Below are 26,228 nucleotides of genomic sequence, written 5' to 3' on the forward strand. Positions count from 1 at the left end.
CATTCCTTTTTTCGACTATTTAAATGCTCGAGCGGCCGCTACAGCCTTTTGCCAGCCTTTATATAACTCTTCTGCTTCCTTGTTTTCCAGCTCCGGTTTAAAGGTACGATCCTTTTTCCATTGTTCCGTAATTTTGTCTTTGCTATCCCAATAACCTACCGCTAGTCCAGCTAAATACGCTGCCCCTAGTGCGGTCGTTTCATTAACGATTGGTCGGTCCACTTCAACACCTAGCACATCACTTTGAAATTGCATAAGAAAATCATTCTTAACCGCTCCGCCATCAACACGAAGCGTTTTCAGGTCAATTCCTGAATCCTCTTTCATGGCATCGACAACATCTTTCGTTTGGTAGGCGAGAGATTCAAGTGTAGCTCGGATGAAATGTTCCTTGGAAGTTCCACGAGTTAAGCCGAATACAGCTCCCCTGGCATCCGAGTCCCAATACGGTGTACCAAGGCCAACAAAGGCAGGAACAACATACACCCCCTCTGTGGAATCAACCTTTTTGGCATAATCCTCACTAGCAGGTGCATCTTTGATCATTCGCAATCCATCTCTGAGCCATTGAATCGCTGAACCCGCAACAAAAATACTGCCTTCTAACGCATATTCAACTCTTCCATCCACGCCCCATGCAATCGTTGTAAGGAGGCCCTGATCTGATGGAACCCCTTCTTCACCTGTATTCATAAGGACAAAGCAACCTGTTCCGTACGTATTTTTCGCCATACCCTTTTCAAAACAAGCCTGTCCGAATAATGCCGCTTGCTGATCACCAGCAACTCCAGCAATAGGGATTTCTTTTCCGAAGAAGTGATAGTCTACAGTATAGGCATACACTTCAGAAGAAGGACGTACATCTGGTAACATGGATTTCGGCACTTCTAAAATATCAAGAAGCTCCTGATCCCATTCCAGATCATAGATGTTATACATTAACGTACGAGATGCGTTGGAGTAATCTGTTACATGTGCTTGTCCACCAGAAAGTTTATAAATTAACCATGTATCGATCGTTCCGAACAGAAGCTTTCCTTGTTTAGCTTTTTCACGTGCACCATCAACATGATCTAATATCCACTTTACTTTAGTCCCTGAAAAATAAGGATCTAATACAAGCCCTGTTTTCTTTTTAAACAGATCTTCGTACCCGTTCTCTCGTAATTCATTACAGATGTCGTTGGTTTGACGGGATTGCCAAACAACTGCGTGATAAATCGGTTGACCTGTTTCCTTATCCCAGATCACGGTTGTTTCTCGCTGGTTGGTAATCCCGATGGAAGCGACTTGATCGGGTTGGATTTCGGCTTTTGTTAAAACATCCGCTATACACGACAATATGGATGTCCAAATTTCATTAGCATCGTGCTCGACCCATCCTGGTTTCGGGAAGAACTGCTGAAACTCTTTTTGGGCGGTTTGAACAACCTCTCCATCATGGTTAAACAAGATCGCTCGCGAACTCGTCGTCCCCTGATCCAGTGACAAAATGTATGTTTGCATTCAGATGACCTCCATCTCTTTTTCATGTCGTTTTCCTACGTTTCCGTTTCCTTAAACATGCTTCTATGTACTTCATTCGTGTTTATGTATCAAGATTCCTTTCTTCACGGACATATTGGTGCTTTTTATATGTGTATGAGCATGTCTTAGCATTTATTTTTATTAAATTCCTGATTTCATTATAGCCCCTTTATGTGTAAGACTTGGAATCGAGATAACGTGCGTATGGTCCCATTGCTTTTATGGAGAGCGGCGGTCTGTGGAACGGGTTGCTTTCCTGCTGCCCCACACGACGTGGGGTAGTTCGGTGTTGCTACAGGAAGTAGCGGTTTTAACCGAACTTCATTGTTAACTTTAAAGCCTCCTCATTCGCAAGCTCTTTGCGGGGTCTCGTCACTCCGCTCTTCCGCTGGAGTCAACCCGTTCCACAGACCACCTTTGCCGAATGGTGAATAACGGAACCACTGTAGTTCTAGGAGTATAACCCTATCATGACAAGGGTCTGAGCAACTTTCTCTGAACATGATTTCCAATCTATATGAGGCGGGAAAGTCCAAATAATGGTCCGTTAGTCTCTATAATCGTGTGGAGGGAAGGAAACGGCAAACTGTCGTGGTAACAAAGGGAAGACGAGACCCCGCAGGCACGAGGAGGCTCGGCTATACTATGGAGGTTCTACTAAAACCGCCACATCATGTGGCAACGTAGAACTACCCCACGTCGTGTGGGGCAACAACAGGCTTGCCGTTTCACTGACCGGAACAAATTACTCAACAGCAACGGACTCCTGATAACAGAAAACCTAAAAAACACTGCCTCTCCCATAGGAAAAGCAGTGCTCTCATTTATTCGTCAAAAAACGTATCCTCTTCTTTGCGCTTGTCCATTTCTTCCTTCGAGTAGATCACACTCATTGGATTGCCTCCAACAAAAGCACCGGGTGGTACGTCTTTATGTACAAGGGTGCCTGCTGAGACTATGGCGCCGTCACCGATTGTGACACCTGGCAATATCGTTGTGTTAGCTCCGATTAACACTTCACTTCCGATCTCCACTTTGCCAAGGCGGTATTCCTTAATGAGATACTCATGAGCGAGGATCGTTGTGTTATAACCGATAACCGTATTCCGTCCAACCGAGATTTTTTCAGGAAACATTACATCAAGCATAACCATTAAAGCAAAAGCGGTATGCTTCCCGACATCCATCCCTAAAAACGTGCGATACAGCCAATTTTTCACCGGTAAAAAAGGGGTGTAACGTGCCAATTGGATGACTATAAAATTTCGTACCACCTTAAAAAAGGGGACAGTTTTATAAACTTGCCACAATGAGTTGGCTTCGGTTACACGGTAACGGTCCGTCTTACGCATATGATCACTCCATTACGATCTTTAGGATGTCGCTCATGTGCTCGAGCATATAATCTGGCTTTAGATCCTCTAAGGTTTCGCGACCTTTAATCGTCCAGGCCACGCCCGCTGTTTTCGTTCCAGCATTTTGCCCTGATTCGATATCATGTGTATTGTCACCAACCATGACCGTTTCTTCAGGCTTGGCATCAAGTGCTTTCATCGCACGAACAACCGGTTCTGGATGAGGCTTGGCATGATCCACGTCATCAAGCGTAACGATTGTATCAAACATGTTATCAATCTTAGTTAGCTTTAAGCCCATATCAACCGTTACACCCATTTTGGTCGTAACAATCCCTAGCTTATAACCTGCATCACGTAATTTTTGTAACGTCTCAACCACACCATCATAAGCCACAACGAGTTCATCATGGTGCTCATGATTATGCTTACGATACGTATCAATCATCTCTTCTACATTTTCATTTGGATTAATCTTACGCAAACTCTCTTCAAGAGGAGGGCCGATGAATTTCAACACGTCCTCTTTTTTGTACTTCCCTGGTGCGTACTTTTCAATTGTATGAATAAAAGAAGAGATAATTAATTCATTCGTGTTAATCAATGTTCCATCTAAATCAAACAGTAGGGTACGAATTGTCATAAGATGCTGTTTCCTTTCTTTTTGCAATCTTTCGGTTCCAAACAAAACCGACAATCGCAGTTAATGCAATCGCTGTAACCAGTCTTATCAAGAGCAATGGCCACACTGGAATACCGAGCGGGATGAAAATAAGCGTATCTTCAACGACAGCGTGACATGAAACAAGGAAAATGAGTGACAAGTACATATCCTTCCTCGACACACCATCTTCCTCAACAGCTTGAAGCATGAGCCCCGCACCGTAAGCAAGACCAATTACAAGGCCTGCCACAAGGGTCATCGAGGCATTCCGTTCAACACCTAGCACACGAGTGAATGGAGCAAGCCACCTTGAAAACAAGTCTAGCCAATTTTTCTCCTTCAAGTACTGCATCCCCACCATCAAAGGGATGACAATGGCTGCAAGCTGCACAATACTCATAATAGCTGTTTTAACTCCTAAAAAGGCTATCCCCATATAACCTTCTGGATCTGCCTGGTCGGAAATGATCCCGTATTGAGCCATTTCAGCTCCACCATCCCAAAGCAGGTTGATCATGACGGCTGATCCAAATGCGAGAGAAAGTCTCACTCCAGCAACAAACCACCACTTCACTCCTACTTTAGAAGCGACAGTCGATTCAATCAGAAGATTGTGAGAGAACGACAGCATCACGGCTAAAATAAAGACCTGCTTGACGGTAAAATCAAATGACACAATAGCTGCAATTCCAGCATAGAGATTAAGGAAGTTACCAAGGACAAGCGGGATCGCCGCCTCTCCGGGTAACCCAATCCATTTCATAAGTGGTGTAATCCACTCCATCACCCACTGCAAAACAGGGGTGAATCGTAAAATCGTAACAATTAAGGTAACAGGAAAAATCACTTTACCAAGTGTCCATGTGACTTTTAATCCTTGTTGTAATCCCCTTTTTAACACACCCGGCAAGGTGATCCCTCCCTAGTCTTTCACTTTTGTTCCATCATAATGAACATTTGCTTTATTTTTTATTCTGCGATACATGATTAATCCCGCAGCTAAGATGATTAGGACGATTGAAATCACTTGTGCTGTACGTAAGTTTGCAATGATATACAGACTATCTGTACGCATCGCTTCGATAAAGTAGCGTCCGAATGAGTACCAAATCACGTAGCTTAAGAATAGCTCCCCACGACGAGGGTTGAAGCGACGTAAGATAAGTAAGAATACAAACCCAAGAATGTTCCATAGGGATTCATATAAGAATGTCGGATGATACATGATGCCATCAATACACATTTGCTGAACGATAAAGTCCGGCAAATACTGCATATAATTATTGAAAAACTCTTCTGAAACAGCATAGCCATGGGCTTCTTGGTTCATAAAGTTTCCCCAACGTCCGATAGCTTGTCCAAGAATAATACTTGGAGCAGCAATATCAGCTAACTGCCAGAAAGAAATGTTACGTACTTTTGCAAAGATTAGAGCTGTAATAACAGCACCAATCAACGCACCATGGATGGCAATACCGCCTTCCCATATAGCAAAAATGTCTATCAGGCTGCCATTCTTATATCGATCCCATTCAAAAATCACATAGTAGATTCTTGCACAGATAATCGCTGCCGGAATGGCAAATACAACTAAATCAACGAAAATGTCTTTCTTGAGACCAAGTCGCTGCGATTCACGCATCGCCAGCCATAATCCTAAGTACGCACCTGTTGCGATAATGACTCCATACCAGTAAATCGTAAATGGCCCAAGCTCTAAAAAGACACGACTAAGGGCGTTCACTTCACACGTCATCGTAAAAACCACCCTTCGCTATATCATTTTTATTTTCACCAATCATGTTGGTTAAACGATCAGAAAATTCTTCAGCAGCGTTAATGCCCATACGCTTCAAACGGAAGTTCATTGCTGCTACTTCAATGATAACCGCTAAGTTACGACCTGGACGTACTGGTATCGTAGCTTTTGGAATTTCTACGTCCATGATCTTCATCATTTCTTCTTCTAAACCAAGACGATCATATTGCTTGTTCTTGTCCCAAAGTTCAAGATGCATGCACATTGTAATGCGTTTATAACTGCGCACAGCTCCAGCACCAAATAATGTCATGACATTGATAATGCCAAGTCCTCGAATTTCAAGTAAATGCTCGATAAGCGGTGGAGAATTCCCGATTAACGTATCATAATCCTCCTGACGAATTTCAACACTATCGTCAGCTACTAAGCGATGTCCTCTTTTGACAAGCTCAAGTGCTGTTTCACTTTTCCCAACACCACTCTGCCCCGTAATAAGGACGCCTACGCCATAGATATCAACAAGAACACCATGAATAGCTGTAAATGGCGCAAATTTTGTCTCAAGGAAGTTCGTCAAACGGCTAATCACACGCGTCGTTTTATACGGAGAACGCATAATCGGAACGCCCGCTTCATTAGCAGCTGTTATTAAGAGTTCCGGCACTTCCATTCCTCGTGTGATCACAATACCTGGAGTAATATCCGTGCATAATTTGGTCACACGATCCTGCTGTTCCTCATCAGATAACTCATTAAAGAAAGAAAGCTCTGTCTTCCCTAATAACTGCAGTCGTTCTGATGGATAATACTTAAAATACCCCGCCATTTCCATACCTGGTCGGGATATATCACTTGTAAAGATTTCGCGATGAGCACCATCCTCACCCGCGACAATTTCTAATTCAAAACGGTCCAATAAATCTTGTGTACGAACCTTCGACATATGTATGCCTCCCTGACTCTAATCACTTCTCCTATTGTAGCATTTTTTCCTTTGGTATGTTGATTTAAAATCTTCCTGAAAAATATGTGAATTTAGTGAGACATTTTTGGTGATTCATAGGTTATTTTTTAAGTTCACAATGATTCACTTTTCCGACGATCATAAAGGTTCAGCCACATTTCAGCATAATCAACGGCTTCCTTAACTTCAAACAGATATGATTTTGCAGATCCTACGTTTCCTGCTGATAAACTGTGGGTCTTTACAAAATCAGCACCTAAATCTTCAAAAAGCTCATCTCGGAATTCAAGCTCCTTGTATTCCTTCCAGATGCGCTCTCCATCTTCAATCATAGGAGCACCTTTTGTAATAACGTCCTGATACTCGACACGATACTCAGCTAGGTGAAAAGCTGTACAACTATCAAAACCAGCACCCAGTAGTAATACGTGAGCCCCTTGATCATAGAGCTTTCTTAAAGGGGACTCCTCACCCAAACTCCATTCCAATGATTGATCAGCTAAAATATGCTTCTTATCCTTTCCCCATGCGGTAAAAGAGTAACTTGGATGTGAACTTCTTTCAATACCAGGGAATGTTCTGAATACCTCAGGCACCTTCCCCATAAAGTTAGCTGGGGTGTAGTCCGGATGATAAACAGGCATAGTTTCTCGTATCTCTTCCCACCACTCTTCAGGAACTGGAGGGTTTTCCCACTCTGCTGGGTCCGAAATTTCTACTGTTTGAGAAGGCATGACGATCGTTCCCTCCTCTGTTACCGCATCCATTAAAGCTTGGATAACCGTTACCGCTCCTCCATTTACCCATCCAAGTGAGGATAGGGATGTATGTACAATAATGGTCATTCCTTTTTTGACACCAAGCTCTTTCAAGTCATTATAAATCGACTTTCTCGTCCGGGGGCTCGGCGTTTTTTCTACAAGCTGGGACATGTTATTTTCCCCCTTTTATTATTCCATTTGATATTTTAGCACTTTTCATGAAAAAAGCTGACCCAAAAAGGCCAGCTTTACTATAGTTCTTTCGCTAATTGATTTAACATGAGATTTAAAAGTGAAATAATAATGGCTGATAGAATTGCAATGCCGAATCCATCTATAACAAAACTACTTCCCATAAGCCACGCTGTGAGCATAAGTGTAATCGCATTGATGACAAAGAGAAATAATCCAAGCGACACAACCGTAATCGGAAGCGTCAATACGACAAGAATAGGGCGTACGATTGCATTTAAAACCGAAAGAATTAAACTCGCTATTAAAGCAGCAGCGAAACCTTCAATTTTAAAAGATTCGAATAGTTGAGCGACAGCTATGATTGCTACAGCATTTAGTACGACATGTAAGAGCCACTTTTTCACGTAGTTTCCTCTCCTTCATATGGCATGATGAAGGCTGCTGCCACATAAATCAGGATAAATGGTAGGCCTCCTGTTACAGCTAGTATCACGATAAATAGAATACGAAGCAATGTAGAATCCATTTCTAAATACTTCGATGCACCGCCTAAAACACCAGAAATCATTTTATCCTCTCTAGATTTCGTTAAGCGCTTTTGTTTTTCCATATTTAAACCTCCTAATCGTTGGAATTGACTTTAACGGAGCCTGTCTTGGTTTCTGCTTCTAGATGTAATGTTTTTTCCTTTTCAGGATGAGCTTCAAACCTAAGTTCTTTTTTCAAAACATCCTTCTTCTCTTCAATTACCCTGAATTCAGGGATGTTACAGTTGATACTTCCCACACTCGTTTTCAACTCCCCATCAATACGACGGTCGTCTGAAAGATTGATACGAATAGATCCAGTCAGGGACTTGAAAAAGCCTGTATGCCCTTGATCTCCTTGCCAGTCACAATGAATACTTCCATTTACAACTTGTGAGTCAACTTTACCGAATTCACCATCAAGCTTGATTGAACCATTTAAGCTCTCCGTTTCGAGCTCATTACATACAATGTCTTTTAACGTGATAGATCCATTGGAAGAAGCAATATCCCACTCGTCTCCACGCATGTGCGATAACTTAATACTGCCGTTAGCCGTTTTCGCTCGTAGCTCTTCCGCATGAAGATGTTCCGAATGAATACTACCATTAAACATACGTAACGACACCTTTTCATATTCCTTCTTAGGGATGTAGAGCTTCACACTTGCGCTGATTTTTTTTGATGCAATTGCAAACCTTAGTGAGTCGTCATCCACAAGGAATTTCTTTTCGTCCATGAAAAATTTACGCGCTGCATCTCGTGATTCAGCATTATAAACTTTTGCTTCACACTCAATACGGACGTCTTCCTCTTCCCACGGGATCACTTTAGTACTACCATTTGAAATATCTAAATACACCTCAGAAAAAGATACGCCTTCATATTGAAAAATATGTGACACCTGATAGCTATGCCCAAAATTAAAATCTAAATCAACGTTTTTAATTTTTTTCACAGCATCTTCTACAAAATTCATAAACCGCTTCTTCGTAGATTCAGTTTCATAATAATGTTGTTCCTGTTTAGCATTCCAATCCACTTTAGTTGTTAAATCCTGCTGCTGTTGCTCTGTTTCCTCTTTTTCAACATTTTCAGCATGTTTCAGGGACTCAAGTAATTCCTCTGCCTCTTCCGCTGTAATAACTTGATCCTCTATCATTTTTAATATTCGTTTACGCTCTTCACTCATGTATGGTTCTCCTTTCAACACTTAAAAAGTGGTGTATCTAGATTTACGAATACCTTATAGATTTTGTTTCACCATTCTGATTCCTATTTTACACAAGTGTCTTAAGGGTTACCTCAACCTCTAGACGGACTTCTCGTCATATTTTATAAGGAGTATGAAAAAACAGTACCCGCTATGGATACTGTTTAAGAGTTAAAATCCCATTTATAAAATTCTTCGTAGCGTAACATTTTCATTCCTTCTGAATCCATGTCACCGAACTCAGGGCTGTTACGGAATTTACTTAGCATGCCTTCAGCTTGTGAGCGATGTGCTTCGATGACTTTCATTTTGTCTTCAAATTGGTCTTTTACATCGTTCACAACATCCGGCTCTCCTAGCATTTCATGACGATTATGCGTAATCGCTTTTGCCCATACTTCCGGACGATGATCTGGATCCATGCGCTCAACCGCTTTAATCGCAGCTGCTCCCATCGCGTCATGGTCAGGGTGTACTGCATGACCAGGATAGAACGTAATAACAAGACTAGGCTGAATATCTTCTAAGATGCTCTTCAAGTGTTCAGCCACTTCTCCGCGATCCTCAAATTCTAATGTCTTATCACGGTAACCTAGCATTTGAAGATCGATATCAAGCGCCTTACAAGCATCTTGAAGTTCTTTTTTACGAATCTCCGGCAGTGTTTCACGATTAGCAAAAAAAGGACTTCCCATGTTACGTCCCATTTCACCTAGTGTTCCGCATAAATACGTTACGGGTATATTGTTTTTTCGATACTCCAGAATTGTCCCGGAGCATCCAAACGCTTCATCATCAGGGTGAGGTAAAATAATGACAACGTGCTGTTGATCCATCTGGCTTCACTCCTTCGTTTTAAAGAAAAATCTTATACGTGCACTCACCTTAGTCAAAAGGTGTTTCGCTTATTTCTAAGGAAACCATTAAGCGACCTTCTACATCGTGACCAGCCATTAATAGACGGTCATGTTTATCGATTTCCCAGTCTGTTAACCCTTCAGCATAAATCCAACCATTCTCGGTTTTGAGACCGATTCTATAGGACTCATGTCCAACGATTTTAGCCTGTGTATAACGAACTTGTGCATTTCGAATAAACGCACCAACGTTATAGGCATTGGAATCAAAATGGCGAGCATAAGCTCCATTTGTCGTTTCTAAGTGTATATATACGTCTTTGTGAGCAAAGCGTTCAAGCGCTTCTTGGACTCCATCAATTTCGATTCTTTCCATGGCGATAGCTCCTCTCGCACTAGTGTCTTTATATACCATACCCAATTTGTTGATGAAACGTCAAAACATCTACCTGAAACAAGGACTATTCCTCAAGTTTTTTTACGCTCATAGGCTTGAATAAAACGGATCAACCAATACAGAACGATCCAAGGTAATATGTATTTTGTAGCCCAAGCAAAACCAGTGATTAATTCTAATATTGGAGCTATTGGATGATAAATCTTAAAACCAAACCAGGTTGATAAAATTCGAATGAGATACCAAAGGATGATCACTCCCGGTATTCCCCAGATAAGATTTTTCTTCATATCCTTTCTCCTCTCTCGTTAACTCCCTACCATTCTACTACATTAGTATATTTTGACAAATGATGGTTTTGGAACTATAGTTTATGTAATTAAAAGGAGGTCTCAGTATGCCTACAACGTTCATCCAACCGTGCTAAACAATTAAACTATGGGAGGATATTATGCAAACATTATCATTTCACATAAATTATGGAGAGAACCAAAGCAGACGCGAACAACTCTACCCTCTTTTTGATACGGTGTTTAACATTCCAGTAGAGGCATTTCGTGATTTTCACTCCAAAGGATTCTGGGACGAATCGTATCGTCCGTTCACCTATTTTGAAGAAGAAAAAGCAGTGGCAAATGTGTCATTGTTTCATATGGAATTCTTGATTAATGGAGAAAAGTTGGGTGCCACAGGGATCCAGTCTGTGATAACTCATCCAGATTATAGAGGTAAGGGACTAATGAAAAGCTTATTTCGTGAAGCATTAGCTTTTATTGATCAACAAGGTGGACCTGCCTTTCTAATGACAAGTAGTCCAGAACTGTACACACCTTTTGGGTTTGAGTCTCTTGAGGAGTATTATTTCGTACGCTCTTATGGACATAAGCCTGGATCAGCTACACAGCTTCAAAAAGTGGATATTTTTAACGAAGAGGAGTTAGCTACTTTCCGTTCTATGTGGGAAAAACGCGCGCCATTATCAAAAGAGTTCATGCCATTACGCTATCAATCTTCTTTTTTCCTGAACATGTATAATCCTAACCTGCATGAACTACTCTACTATTGTGATAGCTTAGATGCATACCTGGTATATGATATTGAGGATGGTACGCTTGAGTTGTTTGATATTATAGCTGATCAAATTCCTGATCTAGAGGATATATGTCGGGCTATCCCTGAACCTTTCGAAAACATCGCTCTTTATTTTAACCCTGATCAATTTGAGGAAGGTTTTGAAGCAGTTAAGTATGAAACAGTGGATCATTTTATGGTGCGAGGGGCTTTTGATTTAGAAGAGTTAAAGATAAAGCTGCCAATTACAGCAGAGTTTTAATATGAACGCCTGGGAGATCTCAGGCGTTCTTTATTTTAATCGTTCTTTGAGATTGGCAGGATACACTTCTTTTACTAGAGGGAGTTCCTGACTTTTCACTCTGTCTTCAACACTAATAGATCCTGCTCCTTCACTTTTCTGGCGTGCTTCTTCACTTATTCATACTACTTCCTCACTTATACGGGGTGCTTCTTCACTTATTTGTACTACTTCCTCACTTATCTGGGGCACTTCTTCACTTATTTGCACTACTTCCTCACTTATGCGGAGCGCTTCTTCACTTATTTGCACTAATCCCTCACTTATCTGGAGCACTTCTTCACTTATTTGCACTAATCCCTCACTTATCTGGAGCACTTCCTCACTTATTCATACTACTCCCTCACTTATCCGAGGCGCTTCTTCACTTATTCATACTCCTCCTCACTCTTTCCCTCATCTTCAACACTATTACTCACCACTCTCCCCTTACCATATAAAAAAGACTGACCCACGTGGATCAGTCTTCTACATTAAGCTTTTTCAGCCACCCAGATCGTCCACCTATCTTTTTCATAAATAGGCTCACCAGGTTTATATGATGAAATAATGTTGTCTATCATATCTCGTAGTTCTGCGTCTGTGATATCATGCAGAATGCTTCGGCCTGTTCGGTTAAGCAGATCTTCTTCTAGTTCTTCTCGATTATTGAACACTTTGCGAGTTTCCCAGATTGTTTTGATCTTAATTTTATGAAAGCCAGCTTGGTGTAATTCCGTTACGACAGTGTTGGAATGGTATCTTCTATTTTTCTCTACTGTTTTCAACTGTGGAAATTCTGAAAAGAAATATCCTCGAATGTGTTCTTTACTCGGAGGTAGGAAACAATCTTCAAGTGTACGATCTTGAAGGATCACCTGGCCTCCAGTTTGTAGTATTCGATGAACCTCGGTCATATTTTCTCGAAATTGCGCACGATTCAAATGGTGAATAAGCGCTCGTTCTAGCACCATATCCGCAGATTCATCTTGTAGTGGCGTGGCTGTAGCATCACCCAGTTCAAAAGATACACCTGAGAAGTTTGCTAAGTTTTCTTTTGCTCCTTGAAGCATGACTTCCGAGCCATCAACACAGGTGATTTGCTTTGCACCGAGTTCGATCATGGGCTTCGTGTAAATACCACCGCCGCAACCAATATCTACAACAGCATGGTCCTGAACGGTGACTAACGATTCAATTGCCTCTTTCCATTCTGGAGATGCTTGTCTTGTAGCGTATGTGCTTGGTTGTAATTCGTTAAAGAAATTTTGATTCACACTCATCCAACCCTTCGTAATACATAGACACCATTTCCATTATAAAGGCAATTGACTGAATATTGAACTTATTTGGAAACTTTTTCTTTACTTTTTAGCTTTTTTTCCATTCGTTTACGGTCTCGTTCAAGGATTGGCTTCAAATAATATCCCGTATAAGACTGCTTTTGCTCACCTACTTCTTCAGGTGTACCGGTCGCGATGATCTCGCCACCATTTTCTCCACCTTCAGGACCTAGGTCTACAAGATAGTCTGCAGCTTTAATGACATCAAGGTTGTGCTCGATGATCATAACGGTATCTCCATTATCCACTAAACGCTGAAGTACAGTGAGTAAACGTGAAATATCATCCACATGCAGACCCGTTGTAGGCTCATCTAAAATATAGAGGGAGCGACCTGTTGAACGACGGTGTAATTCACTTGCAAGCTTCACACGTTGAGCCTCTCCTCCTGATAGTGTGGTAGCTGGTTGGCCGAGTTTAATATAGCCAAGACCTACATCAAAAATCGTAGAGAGCTTTCGTTTAATTTTCGGGATGTTTTCGAAAAACTCATAAGCTTCTTCAATCGTCATCTCAAGTACGTCAGCAATGCTCTTGCCTTTATATTTCACTTCTAGCGTTTCACGGTTGTAACGTTTTCCGTCACATACTTCACAAGGCACATACACATCAGGTAAGAAGTGCATTTCAATCTTGATGATTCCATCCCCACGGCAAGCTTCACAGCGGCCACCTTTTACGTTAAAGCTGAAACGACCTTTTTTGTATCCTCGCATTTTCGCTTCGTTTGTCTGCGCAAATACATCACGGATATTATCAAAAACGCCCGTGTACGTAGCAGGGTTCGAACGCGGTGTACGACCAATTGGAGATTGGTCAATATCAATTACCTTATCAAGATAATCAATACCCTTTATATCTTTGTGCTTACCTGGCTTTTCCTTGCTTTTGTGCAGTCTTTGAGCAAGAGATTTATATAAAATTTCATTCACTAATGTACTCTTACCTGAGCCTGACACCCCAGTAACAGCTGTCAGCAAGCCCAAAGGAATAGAAGCATTAACCTTTTTCAAGTTATTCTCTTCTGCACCTTTGATCTCCAGATATCGACCATCTGGCTTACGACGCTCTTGTGGTAATGGGATAAACTTCTCCCCTGATAAATACTGTCCTGTTAAAGAGTTCGTATCATCCATCACTTCTTGTGGGGTACCACTAGAAACGATTTCACCACCATGCGCCCCAGCTCCTGGTCCAATATCAATGAGGTGATCTGCTGCAAGCATTGTATCTTCATCATGCTCAACAACAATCAATGTATTATCCAGATCACGCATTCGCTTCAACGTTGAAATCAGACGGTCATTATCACGTTGGTGCAATCCAATTGAAGGCTCATCAAGAACATAGAGAACGCCTGTAAGAGCGGCACCAATTTGGGTTGCGAGACGAATACGTTGTGCTTCCCCACCAGATAATGTTCCCGCTGATCGAGATAACGTGAGATAATCCAGTCCTACGTTAATTAAGAAGGTAAGTCGATCCGAGATCTCCTTCAAGATCATACGAGCAATGCTACGCTCTTTTTCCGTTAACTCTACAGAATCGAAAAATTCACGAGCATCATGAACAGAAAGCTCTGTGGCCTTTCCAATATGTTGTCCATTAATTAATACAGCAAGAGGTTTTTCATCAAGACGATAACCTTCACATTTTGGACAAGGCTTTTGCGCCATGTATTTTTCCATTTGCTCACGAATGTAATCGGAGCTCGTTTCCCGATAACGACGTGCTACGTTAGGAATAACGCCCTCGAAAAAGATCTCGTTTTCGCGCACTTTTCCGAAGTCATTTTCGTAGTGGAATAAGATTTTCTCATCTCCACTACCATAAAGAACACGTTCAAAAAGCTGTTTTGGAATATCACGAACTGGAATATCCATATCAATTCCATAGTGATTACATACACTCTTCAATAACTGCGGGTAATACTGTGAGCTAGCCGGCTCCCATGGGGCAATGGCATGTTCATTCAGTGTTAAATCCCAGTCAGGAATGACAAAATCAAGATCCACTTCTAATTGTGTTCCCAAACCATCACAACGGTCACAAGCACCATATGGACTGTTAAAGGAGAACATGCGTGGCTCTAATTCTCCTATTGAAAAACCACAAATCGGACATGCATGGTTTTCATTGAATAAGAGCTCTTCCCCATCAATAACATCAACAATAGCTTGGCCTTCACCTAGCTGTAATGTCGTCTCTAATGAATCGGAAATACGACCCGCAACACCATCTTTAATAGCAATACGGTCAATGACAACCTCTATCGAGTGTTTTTTATTCTTTTCAAGCTTGATTTCTTCGGTTACTTCTCGCATCTCACCATCTACACGGAGACGTACGTAACCCTCTTTCTTTAGCTTTTCAAGAACTTTAACATGTTCACCTTTACGCCCTGATACAACTGGAGCCATAATTTGCATCTTGGTGCGTTCAGGATATTGAAGTAACTGATCGACCATTTGTTGAATCGTTTGGGACGTGATTTCAACGTTGTGTTTTGGACACGTTGGACGACCCACACGAGCGTACAGTAAGCGCAAATAGTCGTAGATTTCTGTGACCGTTCCAACTGTTGAACGAGGGTTACGGCTCGTTGTTTTTTGATCAATTGAAATCGCTGGCGATAGCCCTTCTATTGAATCGACATCAGGCTTATCCATCTGTCCTAAGAACTGACGTGCATAAGCAGATAGAGATTCCACATAACGGCGCTGACCTTCAGCATAAATCGTGTCAAAGGCTAAAGAGGATTTCCCTGACCCAGATAAACCTGTGAGCACGACCAGATTGTTTTTCGGTATTTCAGCATCAATGTTCTTTAAATTATGGGCACGAGCCCCTTGGATTTTGATCGATTTCTGGCTCATATCCTAGATCATCCTTCCGCTTTAAGCTCCAAGATTAAATCGCGTAGCTCTGCTGCTTTTTCGAAATCTAAATCTTTTGCAGCCTGCTTCATTTCTGTTTCCATATTGTCGATCATCTTCTCTTTTTCCTTCTTGCTCATATTGGCTACTTGAGTTTTTTCGTCTTGGGTTTCTTCTTCTTCCGACTCCATCGTTGCTCGGATTACATCGCGAATTTCTTTTTTAATCGTTGTTGGTGTAATTCCGTGTTCCTCATTGTAAGCCATTTGTTTTTCACGACGACGGTTCGTTTCATCAATAGCAATCTGCATGGATTTTGTTATTTTATCAGCGTACATAATGACTTGACCGTTTTCATTACGAGCTGCACGACCAACAGTTTGAATAAGAGAACGTTCCGAACGTAAGAAACCTTCTTTGTCCGCGTCTAAAATGGTGACTAATGAGACCTCCGGAATATCGAGTCCCTCACGAAGCAAGTTGATTCCGACTAGAACGTCATACTTTCCACGTCTTAAATCTCGAATAATTTCAATGCGCTCAAGGGTTTTGATCTCAGAGTGTAAGTACGCTACTTTGATATCCAATTCTTTTAAGTAATTCGTTAAATCCTCAGACATTTTCTTCGTTAATGTTGTAACAAGGACTCTTTCATTCCGCTCTCTTCGTTTATGAATCTCACCAATTAAGTCATCAATCTGCCCTTCAATTGGACGTACATCAATTTCTGGATCCAATAAACCAGTTGGACGAATGATTTGTTCAACCATTTCAGGAGAATGCTCTTGTTCATAAGGTCCTGGCGTCGCAGAAACATACACATTCTGATTCATTTTACCTTCATACTCTTGAAACGTAAGGGGACGGTTATCCATCGCAGAAGGTAAACGGAATCCGTGATCGACAAGCACCTTTTTCCTTGCTTGGTCCCCGTTATACATTCCACGCACCTGAGGTAATGTTACGTGAGATTCATCGACAACCATTAAGAAATCATCCGGAAAATAATCCATAAGTGTGTAAGGTGTTGAACCTGGTTCTCTTAGAGTTAAATGACGGGAATAGTTCTCAATTCCTGAACAGAAACCCATCTCGCGCATCATTTCTAGATCATAATTGGTACGCTGTTCAATTCGCTGCGCCTCTAAAAGCTTGTCTTGATCTTTTAACTCCTTAATCCGTTCTTGGAGTTCTTGTTCGATATTTTTAATTGCTACCTTCATCTTCTCTTCACGCGTTACGAAGTGAGAAGCCGGGAAAATAGCTACGTGTTCACGATCACCTATAATTTCACCTGTTAAGGCATCAACTTCACGGATCCGATCAATTTCATCACCAAAAAACTCCACACGAATACAGTGCTCTTCACGAGAAGCTGGGATAATTTCTACTGAATCGCCTCGAACGCGAAACGTACCGCGTTGGAAGTCGATATCGTTACGAGCATATTGAATGTCGACCAAATCACGTAGTAATTGATCGCGATCTTTTTCCATCCCAGAACGTAGAGAAAGCACTAAGTTACGATATTCTTCTGGAGAACCTAAACCATATATACATGAAACACTAGCCACGATAATCACGTCTCGACGTTCAAATAAGGCAGACGTAGCCGAGTGGCGTAGCTTATCAATTTCATCATTGATGCTTGCATCTTTTTCAATAAATGTATCTGTTGAAGGGACATACGCTTCTGGTTGGTAGTAATCATAGTAACTGACAAAATACTCAACCGCGTTGTTCGGGAAGAATTCTTTAAACTCACTATAAAGCTGTCCTGCGAGCGTTTTGTTGTGAGCGATCACTAATGTCGGTTTGTTTACTTCTTGAATAACATTAGACATTGTGAATGTTTTTCCCGTTCCCGTAGCACCTAATAACGTTTGATGCTGCTTTCCATTTCGAATTCCTTCAGCAATTTCCTGAATCGCACGAGGCTGGTCTCCTTGAGGTTGATATTGTGAGACCAAATCAAATTTCTTTTCCAAAATCAACGCAACCTCCATTCTTTTCACACGTATTCATTCATATAACCGTAGTTTACCACAATCTAACACTATAATAACATATATGCGAACAAACATTCGAGTGATATGCGTATTAGAATTGAGTTATTTTCCGTTAAATGGCAGTTATGTTGAAGACTTGAAACTGAGAGGTTCCGTTGCTTTTATGGAGAGCGGCGGGCTGTGGAACGGGTTGCTTTCCTGCGGACGAAGCGCCGAGCCTCCTCATTCGCAAGCTCTCTGCGGGGTCTCGTCACTCCGTTCTTCCGCTGGAGTCAACCCGTTCCACAGCCCACCTTGGCCGAATGGTGACTAACGGAACCGCCGTAGTTCTAGGATGAGGTGTTCTAATTCCAAGGGTAGTATAATCCTATCATGACAAGGGTCTAAGCAACTTCTGTTAATATGTTTTCCAATCAATATGTGGTGGGAAAGTCCAAATAATGGTCCGTTAGTCTCCATAATCGCGTGGAGGGAAGGAAACGGCAAACTGTCGTGGTAACAAAGGGAAGACGAGACCCCGCAGGCACGAGGAGGCTCGGCTTTTCTTCCACAACAGGCTTGCCGTTTCACTGACCGCAACAAATTACTCAACAGCAACGGACTCCTCACATTATTATCTCGAAACCAAGTCTTCAACAATAGGGGGCTATTCTTGAATAAACCAATAAAAACAAAACGCCCAGCCATCAAGCTGAGCGTTTTCATCTATATTACTGACTATATTGATTGACTTCAAATAAATCGATTAACTCGATATCCGGGTTCTTATCCATGAACCAACGTAAGGAGAAGTCATTTTTAAACAGAGCTAAATAGTTATCCTCACGGTCTTTTACAAGCAGACTGCGTTCATCAAATAATTTCTTATCGACTTGTTCTTCCTTCAACCAACGTGGGATTCGGTCACCAATGTCTTCAAGTAACACCTCAACGTTGTATTCGTTCTTCATGCGATATTGGAACACTTCATATTGAAGCTGACCAACAGCACCAAGAATAAAGTCATCGTTACGCACGCCTTTGAAAAGCTGGATCGCTCCTTCTTGCACAAGCTGCTCGATCCCTTTACGGAATTGCTTCGCTTTCATCACGTTTTTCGCCGTTACCTTTTTGAATACTTCAGGCGGGAATTGTGGTAGCTCATCATAGTGGAACGTATCTTTTCCTTGAACAAGTGTATCGCCTATACGATAGATGTTCGGGTCATAAATTCCAATAATATCACCAGCATAAGCTTCCTCAAGCGTTTCACGTGATGACGCCACAAACTGTTGTGTCTGAGCGATCTTGATCTCTTTTCCTGTTCGATCTAGCGTCACCTTCATGCCGCGTTCAAACTTACCAGAACATACACGCACAAAAGCAACACGATCACGGTGAGCAGGGTTCATGTTCGCCTGAATCTTAAAGATAAATCCAGAGAATTCTTCCTTATCAGGTTGAATAAGGTCCCCATCCGCTTTACGTGGAGCAGGTTGAGGTGCCATATGAATAAATTCATTAAAGAACGTTTCGACTCCAAATGGTGCAAGGGCACTACCGAAGAATACTGGCGTTTGCTCTCCACGTTGGACCGCTTCCATATCAAACTCTTCTCCAGCTTCCTCTAAAAGCTCCATCTCTTCATAAGCAGCTTGGAATGTCTCATTTTCTACAAGCTCCGTATGCTTCTCAAGCTCTGCATTGGGGATAGGTTCTTCTTGTTCGTTTCCCGTAAAGTGAATAAACTGGTCGTTACGTCGATCAAACACACCCTGGAAACGTTTCCCCATTCCCACAGGCCAGTTCATTGCGTATGTTTGAATGCCAAGCTCATCCTCAATTTCTTTTAACAAGTCAAAAGGATCGCGCCCTTCACGGTCAAGCTTATTAATAAATGTAAAAATTGGGATACCACGCATTTTACAAACTTTGAAAAGCTTAAGCGTTTGGGCCTCAATACCTTTTGTACCATCAATAATCATAATTACACTGTCCACGGCAGTTAACGTACGATACGTATCCTCACTGAAGTCTTCGTGTCCAGGTGTATCTAGAATATTTACTTGATACCCTTCATATTCAAAGTTCATAACAGAGGAAGTAACAGAGATTCCACGTTGCTTCTCAATCTCCATCCAGTCTGAAGTTGCAAACTTCCCGGACTTTTTCCCCTTAACGGTTCCGGCATTTCGAATTAAATTTCCGTATAATAAAAATTTCTCTGTAAGCGTCGTTTTACCGGCGTCCGGGTGCGAGATAATCGCGAAGGTGCGACGCTTTTTCATTTCGTCATGTATTTCCATGGTATTCATCTGCTCCTATCAATTAGAAATAACGAGTCCGATTCGTACATATCTATACTATGATTGATTTACATGTTTTCACTCCGTCCAGTTTATAAATCCTTTAAGATTATATCATACCAAGGCCGTTTGGTTATATGCCTGGCTGATTAAAATAACGCATATAAAAACGCCACCCTATTGGATGGCGTTTTTATTCTTACCTATTCATAGAAATTCTTATTTGTGAATCAGTACCTTACCAACTGTACCGTCTTCACTCTCACCAGTTACACGGAACTTCAATCCGTATTCTGGAACGTTACGTCCTGCATCTTCAATTCCTTCATTGGAATAATCAGCACTATCGTCGAATAATGGTGTGCGTTTGGTTTTGTTATCCTTCAACGTAATACCATAAAGGTTCGTATAATCAAGGTACATTTCTTCGGATTTATCAAGGCTAAATGCTGCGTCATGTACTTGGTAGCGTGTAGAGGCAGTCAGTCCGTCACTCCACTCAAGCTCTTCTTGGTCAGCATCTACAACACCTACAAAACCTTCACCAGGGTGTACACCTGTCCAGTTGTTGTCATATTTCTTATCCACATACCATACAACTAGGCCAGCATCGTATTGCATTAAGCTTGCACCACGACGGATGTTCGCTAATCCTTCGTCTACACCATTATGACTTCTCCATTCTAGAAGGTAATAGTGATCCGTGTATTTCTTACCGTTTGATTTTTCGAAGCCATTTAGATTGAACTTCGCTTCACCTTCAGCATCATCAGAAACGAGTTGGTTTCCATCTGCATAAAGGCTAATATCATCTACAAAGAAACCAGGATTTGAAACAGCTGCGTCAGTTACATATTCAAAACCTACTTCAACTGCTTCACCTGTATAATCAGATAGATCAACTGTTACTTGCTTCCATCCGTTTGATGAACCAGTAATACCTTCTCCTAAGTTGTTCCCGTGAGGATCAGTATTTGTAGAAATCTCCGTATGGACAGGTTCACCATCAACAGTCACATATGCGTAATCCCAGTCTACTTCAATGTCATACCATGTTTGGAATGTTAGCTGAGCATTCTCAGCATTTGATAGGTCGACTGTTTTCATCAGCTTATTGTGAAGGTAATTATCACTTCCACTAAAGTATTCGCTCTCCCCACTGTAAGGCTTATTAATCACCGTTTCTTTCTTTGGAAGGTTTACCTTAACGACATCGTTGTTTTCCCCTTTTGTTGCCGCTTCATCTAGTAAGAATTCCATTCCTTCAGCATTTACATCTTCTAAATCTACTTCAGAACCTGTCTGCCAATTACCGCCTACAGAAGCTTGAAGCATTTCTTTCATATAAGGACTGAACCCTGTCGGCATCGTACCTGGTAGAGCTCCTGCCCAGCTACCACTTGCCATGATCGACCAGTAACTTACTGGCTCTCCAGCACCTGAGTACATCGTGTCATACTCATCCGGAAGACCAAGGTCATGGCCAAACTCGTGAGCGAAAACACCTACAGCTCCATCTTCTGGCTCAATTGTGTAGTCATAAGCAGCCATTGTGCCACCCCAGTATGGTACGCTAGCTTCTGTACCTGCGATTGGTGTTACGCCACCTAGATTCCAACGGTGAGACCAAATAGCATCTTCGCCAAGCTTACCTCCACCTGCTTCTTCACCTACTCCAGAGTGAATAACCATCAGGTGGTCAACAAGTCCGTCAGCTTCAAGATAATTTCCGTCACCGTCTAAGTCGTAACGATCCCATTCGTCGTATTCAGACAAATCTACAGATGGATCAGCAGCAGCTTTCTTAAGTGCTTCTTTAACCAATTCGCGAGCGTTAACGTCTCCGCCATTTACATTAGCACCATAGTAGGCTGCAGGATGCTCTGCTTTATACCAACCAGCAGCTTCACCTGTTACGGTATAGCTTCCTCCTGATTGTTTTTCATAGTATTGTTTCATAGATACATATTGTTTTCCGTCTGGGCCTGTCCAGCCACCATCACCGAATAGTATGTCTTCATAATGCTCTGGTGAATATGCTGTATCACTATTTCCATAGTACATATCCGTATGTTCTTTTGCTATATTACCATGAGGAGCGTCCGGATATTCAATAAGTAGAGCTAGTACTTTATCTTCTCGAACCTCTCCATTATACTTCTCTTCTTTAACAGACTTCGGTGTGTCAGTCTGTCCAAGTTTATTTCCGTCACCACTTGTCAGACTGTTATTTTCCATCTGTTTTTTCAATTGATCTTTCAGCTTCTCTTTATCGCGATTAAGTTCACCTTTTTCTTGTTCAGCCGCCTCTTGCTTCTGTTGAAGGAACTTATTCAATGCTTCCTGTGCCTCAGCAGGTGTAGCATCTTCAGAAATCTTGCCATTCTCTTTCAACATTTCAATTAATCGCTCATCATTTGCAATCGCCAAATCAAATGGTGATCCTCCATGTTGATGAGTTTTTTTCACGTTACTGTTCCCAAGATCACTCGGAGATGGGATAGCTGCACTTGCTGTTACTGGTCCAACTGCAAGCGCTAAAGACAATGCTGAAGAAATCAATGCACGTTTCTTCATGATGTTTTCTCCCCCCACTTAAATTAATGAATTTTTTGTTAATTCAAACTATTTACAATATAAATATAGTGAGTTGGAAATTCAATCCTATAACAGAAAAATAAGAATATATGATCAGTTATAAAAAGGTATTTTCGGGTAATATTTGGTAGTAAAACACAAGTTTATAAGACTAAATATCTATGTCGAATTTTTATTACATATCTAGTAGTAGTGTGAAATTTATTATATTAAAAAAAAGAAGAGAGAACCCTCCCTTCTTTTCTTAAATTTATTCCATTATCTTATGAATCTTTTTGATAAAGTTCTGATTCTACACCTTCATAAACATGATGATCCTTAACAAAAATGAGACCTAGTTCATAGTAATCTCCTTCATACATCGCACGCTGAGCAAACCGTGGCTCACCTCTCGTATCACGAACCTCAAGCTTACAGTATGCTCTATTTTTTTGCAGCGCATGGTAAAAATCATCTTCATTATCAACTTTACGATTGTTTACTTTTTCGATTCGCTCTCCAACACATAAACCCATCTTATCAGCAGCTGATCCGGGTATAACAGCCAGTACAGGCAACCCATCACTTCGAGGAGTGAAGAAAGGATTCTTTTGTTGGTCAAAAAATCGAATGATAAATGTACTTAACTCTCTTCCTAATAGGGCAACTAAAATAGCGACTAGGGATAATAGAGGAACATAAATACTGCCGACCGCCAATGCCGTTACAACACTAGCTAAGATAAATGTGGTCTTTCCTAATGTTCTTGATGCCTCTTTGGGAGCTATACCGCGCACAAGATGCTCATACCCCACTAATGCTGGGACAGCCATTAGTCCATAGCTTTCTCCTCCAACTGAAAACATTGGCCACCAAGATGCAAATGACTCAATTGCTCCCCCAGGAATTAAAAAGAAGATTGGTAGAATCGCAAGCTTTTTTAGTCGATGTTGTCCAATCGGCTTTCCTCGTTTTCCTACTACTGATTCAGGAAAAGAATCATTGTCGTTATGGTTCATATAGAGAATTGCTTCTACAAATAGTAACAATCCAAGTAAAATCGCTACACCTTTTATACTTGTACTCTCCCATAGTTGTAACCATTCTTCAGGCAAAAAGGATAGGGATTGATCAGGTAACATTAACAAAAGAAAGTATGTTGCTGCTAGTGTGTAGGCAGGAGATATCCAGCTTAATTTCATAGATAAACTAGCCAGAATAACAACAACCGTCCAGAGTAAGACGCTAGCATATGGAAAAGAAAAACCACTACCTATGACAATAAGCGATATAACCAGACCTGATAAGAGACTAATCCCTAAGGTCCCACGCGCCTCTGTTAATATCCCAAATATTTTTATACCAAAATGTTTACGTTCTCGTTTAATTCGTAGAAAGGTTGTCATACCTAGTAAAAATATAGCCCAGTAGAAAACAGGATGAAGAAAAAACCTTCCGATCCCCTTAGAAATTTCGACTAGCCAATCGATTGTCATGTTGTTTCCCTCCAATAACTAAAGCGCAAGCGCCCGGGTAGCAACGTATATGCTGGACTGAGCCGCAGTAAGATAAAGGAAACACGAAGAGCAAAGCGATTCGATGTTGACTTATCTTACGGAGGTGAGGGAAGCATACTAGTTGCTGGGCGCTGGAGCTGGATGATGCGAAAGCTCAAAAAAACAAAAATATCCGCAGCTTAGGGCTACGGATATAATTCTATACGAAATGTTGAAATCCTGCATGGTTTTATTGGCTAACGTATAATTAATTTTGGCCTTTGAATAAAACCTCAAGTGCTTTCTTCATTTGCGTATCATTTTCATTGTTTTGAACCTTTTGAACCACAGCTGATTGTAACTGAGTTCCTGTTTTCTCATTAACGGTTCCTGTAACTTCTAGACCTTGTTCCTGTTGGAAATTCTTCACGGCAGCTGCAGTTTCTCTACTGAAGTAGCCATCTTTACGTCCAGGGTTGAAACCAAGTCCTTCAAGCATTTTCTGTACATTGGCGATCTTTTCACTATTTTGATCGTATTTGAGTTCTTTATCAATTTGAACTGGGTTCGTGTAGTAATACTCTGGTAACTCAGCTTTTACAGTTGGCTTAATTCCTTTTTTATGAATCCAGTTACCATCTGGCGTTAACCATTTGTAGATCGTTAACTTAAGATTGCTTCCATCTCCCATAGGAATTGGTTGCTGAACGGTACCTTTACCAAAACTCTGCTTACCAACTAGATCATACTCTCCTGCTTCTTTCATCGCAGAAGCAAGGATTTCAGATGCTGAAGCACTACCTTCATCAATAAGCACAACAACCGGGTAGCCTTTCTTCTCTTTTAGACTAGAGAAGTAACGCTGCTTCTCACCTGAACTATTGGCAATCTGAACATAAGGCTCATCTTTCGGAATGAAGTTCTCTAGAATCTTTTGAGCCGAAGTAAACAAGCCACCTGGGTTACCACGAACGTCAATAACTAGACCTTCGATATTTTTCTTTTCCAGCTCAGCTAGCTTCTTATTAAAATCTGTTGCTGTATCTTCAGCAAAGGATGTAATCTCAAGCACGCCTGCTTTTTTGCCATCAATTGTTTTCACATCAGAATATACGGTTTCAATTGGAATTGTGTCACGCACAACATCAATCGTAAGGTTTTCTCTTACACCAGGACGATTAATTTCTAATGTAACGGTGGTCCCTTTTTCACCACGAATTTTTAGTACTGCGTCATAAAGATCCATTCCAACGATATTTTCTCCATCCACACCAACAATTTGGTCCTTAGGCTTCAAGCCAGCTTTTTCAGCAGGAGATCCTTTAAATGGAGAGACGATTGTAACCTTACCATCAATCAAGCTTACTTCTGTACCGATCCCTTCAAAAGAAGAAGAGATGGTACTCTCAAATTGCTCAACAGTCTCTTGATCCATATAGGTGCTGTAAGGGTCGTCTAGAGTTTGTAGCATGCCATCGATGGCACCTTCAATTAATTGTTTCGAATCTACATCTTGTACATATTTTTCTTTGATTAAAGAGTAGGCTTTATTCACCTTTGAAAGCTCTTCATCATTTTTCTTTTGCAGTCCACTTAAGAGATTTTCGATCGTTTTTTGCTTTTCTTGATCTTTCTTTTCCTGGTCATCCTCTTTGTCTACCTGCGCTTGGCTTGTCCCTGGTTGGAAAAGCTGAAAGCCTGCATAAGTTCCCACAGCTCCCAATACCATTGCACCAACTAGGAGCAAAGCCAAATAACGTCTTTTCAGGTTCATGTACGTCACCCCAAATGTATAATTCGATTTTCCCGAAGAAATGAGAAATGATTGCACAAAAAGGCATCACACCGATCTGTGCGATGCCCTTTATAAAGTTTATGCCAAAGCTTTGGAAACATGTCCACTTTGTATCTTATAGGTAAAACTTGATAAGTATAGTGTACACTATTTTATTAATGTGAAAAAGGGATTCATCTAATTTAGAGAGTTGGTACTAAGACCCTCAGAGCACTATCTTTACATTTTCATAAATCCTTCAAAAGTGAAAATGATTATCAGTATCATAAAATGG

Annotated in this window: 21 protein-coding genes; 1 reads left to right on the forward strand and 20 read right to left on the reverse strand. The window is 41.2% G+C overall.

Going from position 1 to position 26,228, the window contains the following annotated elements; genetic code table 11:
- Positions 1-15: 15 nt before the first annotated feature.
- From glpK to H514_RS0104365, 13 genes are all read right to left on the reverse strand, one after another.
- Positions 16-1,506: a glycerol kinase GlpK gene (gene glpK, locus H514_RS0104305; protein ID WP_027445848.1), complete on the reverse strand. Its 1,491-nt coding sequence runs from the start codon at positions 1,504-1,506 to the stop codon at positions 16-18.
- A gap of 845 nt (positions 1,507-2,351) precedes the next feature.
- On the reverse strand, positions 2,352-2,879 hold the full coding sequence (locus H514_RS0104310; RefSeq protein ID WP_027445849.1) for an acyltransferase: 528 nt from the start codon (positions 2,877-2,879) through the stop codon (positions 2,352-2,354).
- A 4-nt stretch (positions 2,880-2,883) separates the two neighbouring features.
- Positions 2,884-3,525, reverse strand: a complete 642-nt coding sequence (gene ppaX, locus H514_RS0104315; protein WP_027445850.1) for a pyrophosphatase PpaX — start codon at positions 3,523-3,525, stop codon at positions 2,884-2,886.
- The gene (locus H514_RS0104320; RefSeq protein ID WP_027445851.1) at positions 3,500-4,456 is read right to left on the reverse strand and encodes a nucleoside recognition domain-containing protein; all 957 of its coding nucleotides are present in this window, start codon (positions 4,454-4,456) and stop codon (positions 3,500-3,502) included. Before H514_RS0104320 ends, ppaX begins: the two co-directional genes overlap by 26 nt.
- Before the next feature lie 12 nt (positions 4,457-4,468).
- Positions 4,469-5,302 (reverse strand): prolipoprotein diacylglyceryl transferase, encoded by an 834-nt coding sequence (gene lgt, locus H514_RS0104325; RefSeq protein WP_027445852.1) that lies wholly within the window; start codon positions 5,300-5,302, stop codon positions 4,469-4,471.
- A complete protein-coding gene (hprK, locus tag H514_RS0104330) occupies positions 5,292-6,251 on the reverse strand; it encodes an HPr(Ser) kinase/phosphatase (protein WP_027445853.1) in 960 nt (319 codons plus the stop codon). Before hprK ends, lgt begins: the two co-directional genes overlap by 11 nt.
- Before the next feature lie 134 nt (positions 6,252-6,385).
- Positions 6,386-7,204, reverse strand: a complete 819-nt coding sequence (locus H514_RS0104335) for an AAC(3) family N-acetyltransferase (RefSeq protein WP_027445854.1) — start codon at positions 7,202-7,204, stop codon at positions 6,386-6,388.
- An 80-nt stretch (positions 7,205-7,284) separates the two neighbouring features.
- Positions 7,285-7,632, reverse strand: a complete 348-nt coding sequence (locus H514_RS0104340; protein ID WP_027445855.1) for a phage holin family protein — start codon at positions 7,630-7,632, stop codon at positions 7,285-7,287.
- A complete protein-coding gene (locus H514_RS0104345) occupies positions 7,629-7,838 on the reverse strand; it encodes a PspC domain-containing protein (protein ID WP_027445856.1) in 210 nt (69 codons plus the stop codon). Before H514_RS0104345 ends, H514_RS0104340 begins: the two co-directional genes overlap by 4 nt.
- Positions 7,839-7,849: 11 nt before the next feature.
- On the reverse strand, positions 7,850-8,947 hold the full coding sequence (locus H514_RS0104350) for a DUF4097 family beta strand repeat-containing protein (protein ID WP_027445857.1): 1,098 nt from the start codon (positions 8,945-8,947) through the stop codon (positions 7,850-7,852).
- A 185-nt stretch (positions 8,948-9,132) separates the two neighbouring features.
- Positions 9,133-9,804: a bacillithiol biosynthesis deacetylase BshB2 gene (gene bshB2 / locus H514_RS0104355; RefSeq protein WP_027445858.1), complete on the reverse strand. Its 672-nt coding sequence runs from the start codon at positions 9,802-9,804 to the stop codon at positions 9,133-9,135.
- 49 nt (positions 9,805-9,853) lie between these two features.
- A complete protein-coding gene (locus H514_RS0104360) occupies positions 9,854-10,201 on the reverse strand; it encodes a YojF family protein (RefSeq protein WP_027445859.1) in 348 nt (115 codons plus the stop codon).
- A 92-nt stretch (positions 10,202-10,293) separates the two neighbouring features.
- The gene (locus tag H514_RS0104365; protein WP_027445860.1) at positions 10,294-10,512 is read right to left on the reverse strand and encodes a hypothetical protein; all 219 of its coding nucleotides are present in this window, start codon (positions 10,510-10,512) and stop codon (positions 10,294-10,296) included.
- Between the two features lie 161 nt (positions 10,513-10,673).
- On the opposite strand from H514_RS0104365, the gene H514_RS0104370 reads away from it, so the two are divergent.
- Positions 10,674-11,555, forward strand: coding sequence for a GNAT family N-acetyltransferase (locus tag H514_RS0104370; protein ID WP_036843354.1), 882 nt, complete (start codon positions 10,674-10,676; stop codon positions 11,553-11,555).
- A 512-nt stretch (positions 11,556-12,067) separates the two neighbouring features.
- On the opposite strand, the gene H514_RS0104380 is transcribed toward H514_RS0104370, so the two are convergent.
- The 7 genes from H514_RS0104380 to H514_RS0104410 form a co-directional block, all read right to left on the reverse strand.
- Positions 12,068-12,856: a class I SAM-dependent methyltransferase gene (locus H514_RS0104380; protein WP_027445863.1), complete on the reverse strand. Its 789-nt coding sequence runs from the start codon at positions 12,854-12,856 to the stop codon at positions 12,068-12,070.
- 62 nt (positions 12,857-12,918) lie between these two features.
- On the reverse strand, positions 12,919-15,792 hold the full coding sequence (gene uvrA, locus H514_RS0104385) for an excinuclease ABC subunit UvrA (RefSeq protein ID WP_027445864.1): 2,874 nt from the start codon (positions 15,790-15,792) through the stop codon (positions 12,919-12,921).
- An 8-nt stretch (positions 15,793-15,800) separates the two neighbouring features.
- Positions 15,801-17,780, reverse strand: a complete 1,980-nt coding sequence (gene uvrB / locus H514_RS0104390) for an excinuclease ABC subunit UvrB (protein ID WP_027445865.1) — start codon at positions 17,778-17,780, stop codon at positions 15,801-15,803.
- Positions 17,781-18,511: 731 nt separating this feature from the next.
- Positions 18,512-20,086: a peptide chain release factor 3 gene (locus H514_RS0104395; protein ID WP_027445866.1), complete on the reverse strand. Its 1,575-nt coding sequence runs from the start codon at positions 20,084-20,086 to the stop codon at positions 18,512-18,514.
- 219 nt (positions 20,087-20,305) lie between these two features.
- Positions 20,306-22,663: an immune inhibitor A domain-containing protein gene (locus H514_RS0104400; RefSeq protein ID WP_027445867.1), complete on the reverse strand. Its 2,358-nt coding sequence runs from the start codon at positions 22,661-22,663 to the stop codon at positions 20,306-20,308.
- A gap of 284 nt (positions 22,664-22,947) precedes the next feature.
- Complete coding sequence (locus H514_RS0104405) at positions 22,948-24,159, reverse strand: PDZ domain-containing protein (protein ID WP_027445868.1); 1,212 nt, start codon at positions 24,157-24,159, stop codon at positions 22,948-22,950.
- 268 nt (positions 24,160-24,427) lie between these two features.
- Positions 24,428-25,933, reverse strand: coding sequence for a S41 family peptidase (locus H514_RS0104410; protein ID WP_269429649.1), 1,506 nt, complete (start codon positions 25,931-25,933; stop codon positions 24,428-24,430).
- Positions 25,934-26,228 lie beyond the last annotated feature (295 nt).

The sequence above is a fragment of the Pontibacillus marinus BH030004 = DSM 16465 genome (assembly GCF_000425225.1).
GTDB classification, from domain to species: Bacteria; Bacillota; Bacilli; order Bacillales; family BH030062; genus Pontibacillus; species Pontibacillus marinus.

Coding starts and splice junctions, on each gene's coding strand:
- uvrA (WP_027445864.1), bottom strand. CDS start 15,792: ATGAGCCAGAAATCGATCAAAATCCAAGGGGCTCGTGCCCATAATTTA.
- H514_RS0104335 (WP_027445854.1), bottom strand. CDS start 7,204: ATGTCCCAGCTTGTAGAAAAAACGCCGAGCCCCCGGACGAGAAAGTCG.
- glpK (WP_027445848.1), bottom strand. CDS start 1,506: ATGCAAACATACATTTTGTCACTGGATCAGGGGACGACGAGTTCGCGA.
- bshB2 (WP_027445858.1), bottom strand. CDS start 9,804: ATGGATCAACAGCACGTTGTCATTATTTTACCTCACCCTGATGATGAA.
- H514_RS0104395 (WP_027445866.1), bottom strand. CDS start 20,086: ATGGAAATACATGACGAAATGAAAAAGCGTCGCACCTTCGCGATTATC.
- H514_RS0104360 (WP_027445859.1), bottom strand. CDS start 10,201: ATGGAAAGAATCGAAATTGATGGAGTCCAAGAAGCGCTTGAACGCTTT.
- H514_RS0104350 (WP_027445857.1), bottom strand. CDS start 8,947: ATGAGTGAAGAGCGTAAACGAATATTAAAAATGATAGAGGATCAAGTT.
- ppaX (WP_027445850.1), bottom strand. CDS start 3,525: ATGACAATTCGTACCCTACTGTTTGATTTAGATGGAACATTGATTAAC.
- H514_RS0104345 (WP_027445856.1), bottom strand. CDS start 7,838: ATGGAAAAACAAAAGCGCTTAACGAAATCTAGAGAGGATAAAATGATT.
- H514_RS0104310 (WP_027445849.1), bottom strand. CDS start 2,879: ATGCGTAAGACGGACCGTTACCGTGTAACCGAAGCCAACTCATTGTGG.
- lgt (WP_027445852.1), bottom strand. CDS start 5,302: ATGACGTGTGAAGTGAACGCCCTTAGTCGTGTCTTTTTAGAGCTTGGG.
- hprK (WP_027445853.1), bottom strand. CDS start 6,251: ATGTCGAAGGTTCGTACACAAGATTTATTGGACCGTTTTGAATTAGAA.
- H514_RS0104370 (WP_036843354.1), top strand. CDS start 10,674: ATGCAAACATTATCATTTCACATAAATTATGGAGAGAACCAAAGCAGA.
- H514_RS0104410 (WP_269429649.1), bottom strand. CDS start 25,933: ATGAACCTGAAAAGACGTTATTTGGCTTTGCTCCTAGTTGGTGCAATG.
- H514_RS0104380 (WP_027445863.1), bottom strand. CDS start 12,856: ATGAGTGTGAATCAAAATTTCTTTAACGAATTACAACCAAGCACATAC.
- H514_RS0104400 (WP_027445867.1), bottom strand. CDS start 22,663: ATGAAGAAACGTGCATTGATTTCTTCAGCATTGTCTTTAGCGCTTGCA.
- H514_RS0104405 (WP_027445868.1), bottom strand. CDS start 24,159: ATGACAATCGATTGGCTAGTCGAAATTTCTAAGGGGATCGGAAGGTTT.
- H514_RS0104365 (WP_027445860.1), bottom strand. CDS start 10,512: ATGAAGAAAAATCTTATCTGGGGAATACCGGGAGTGATCATCCTTTGG.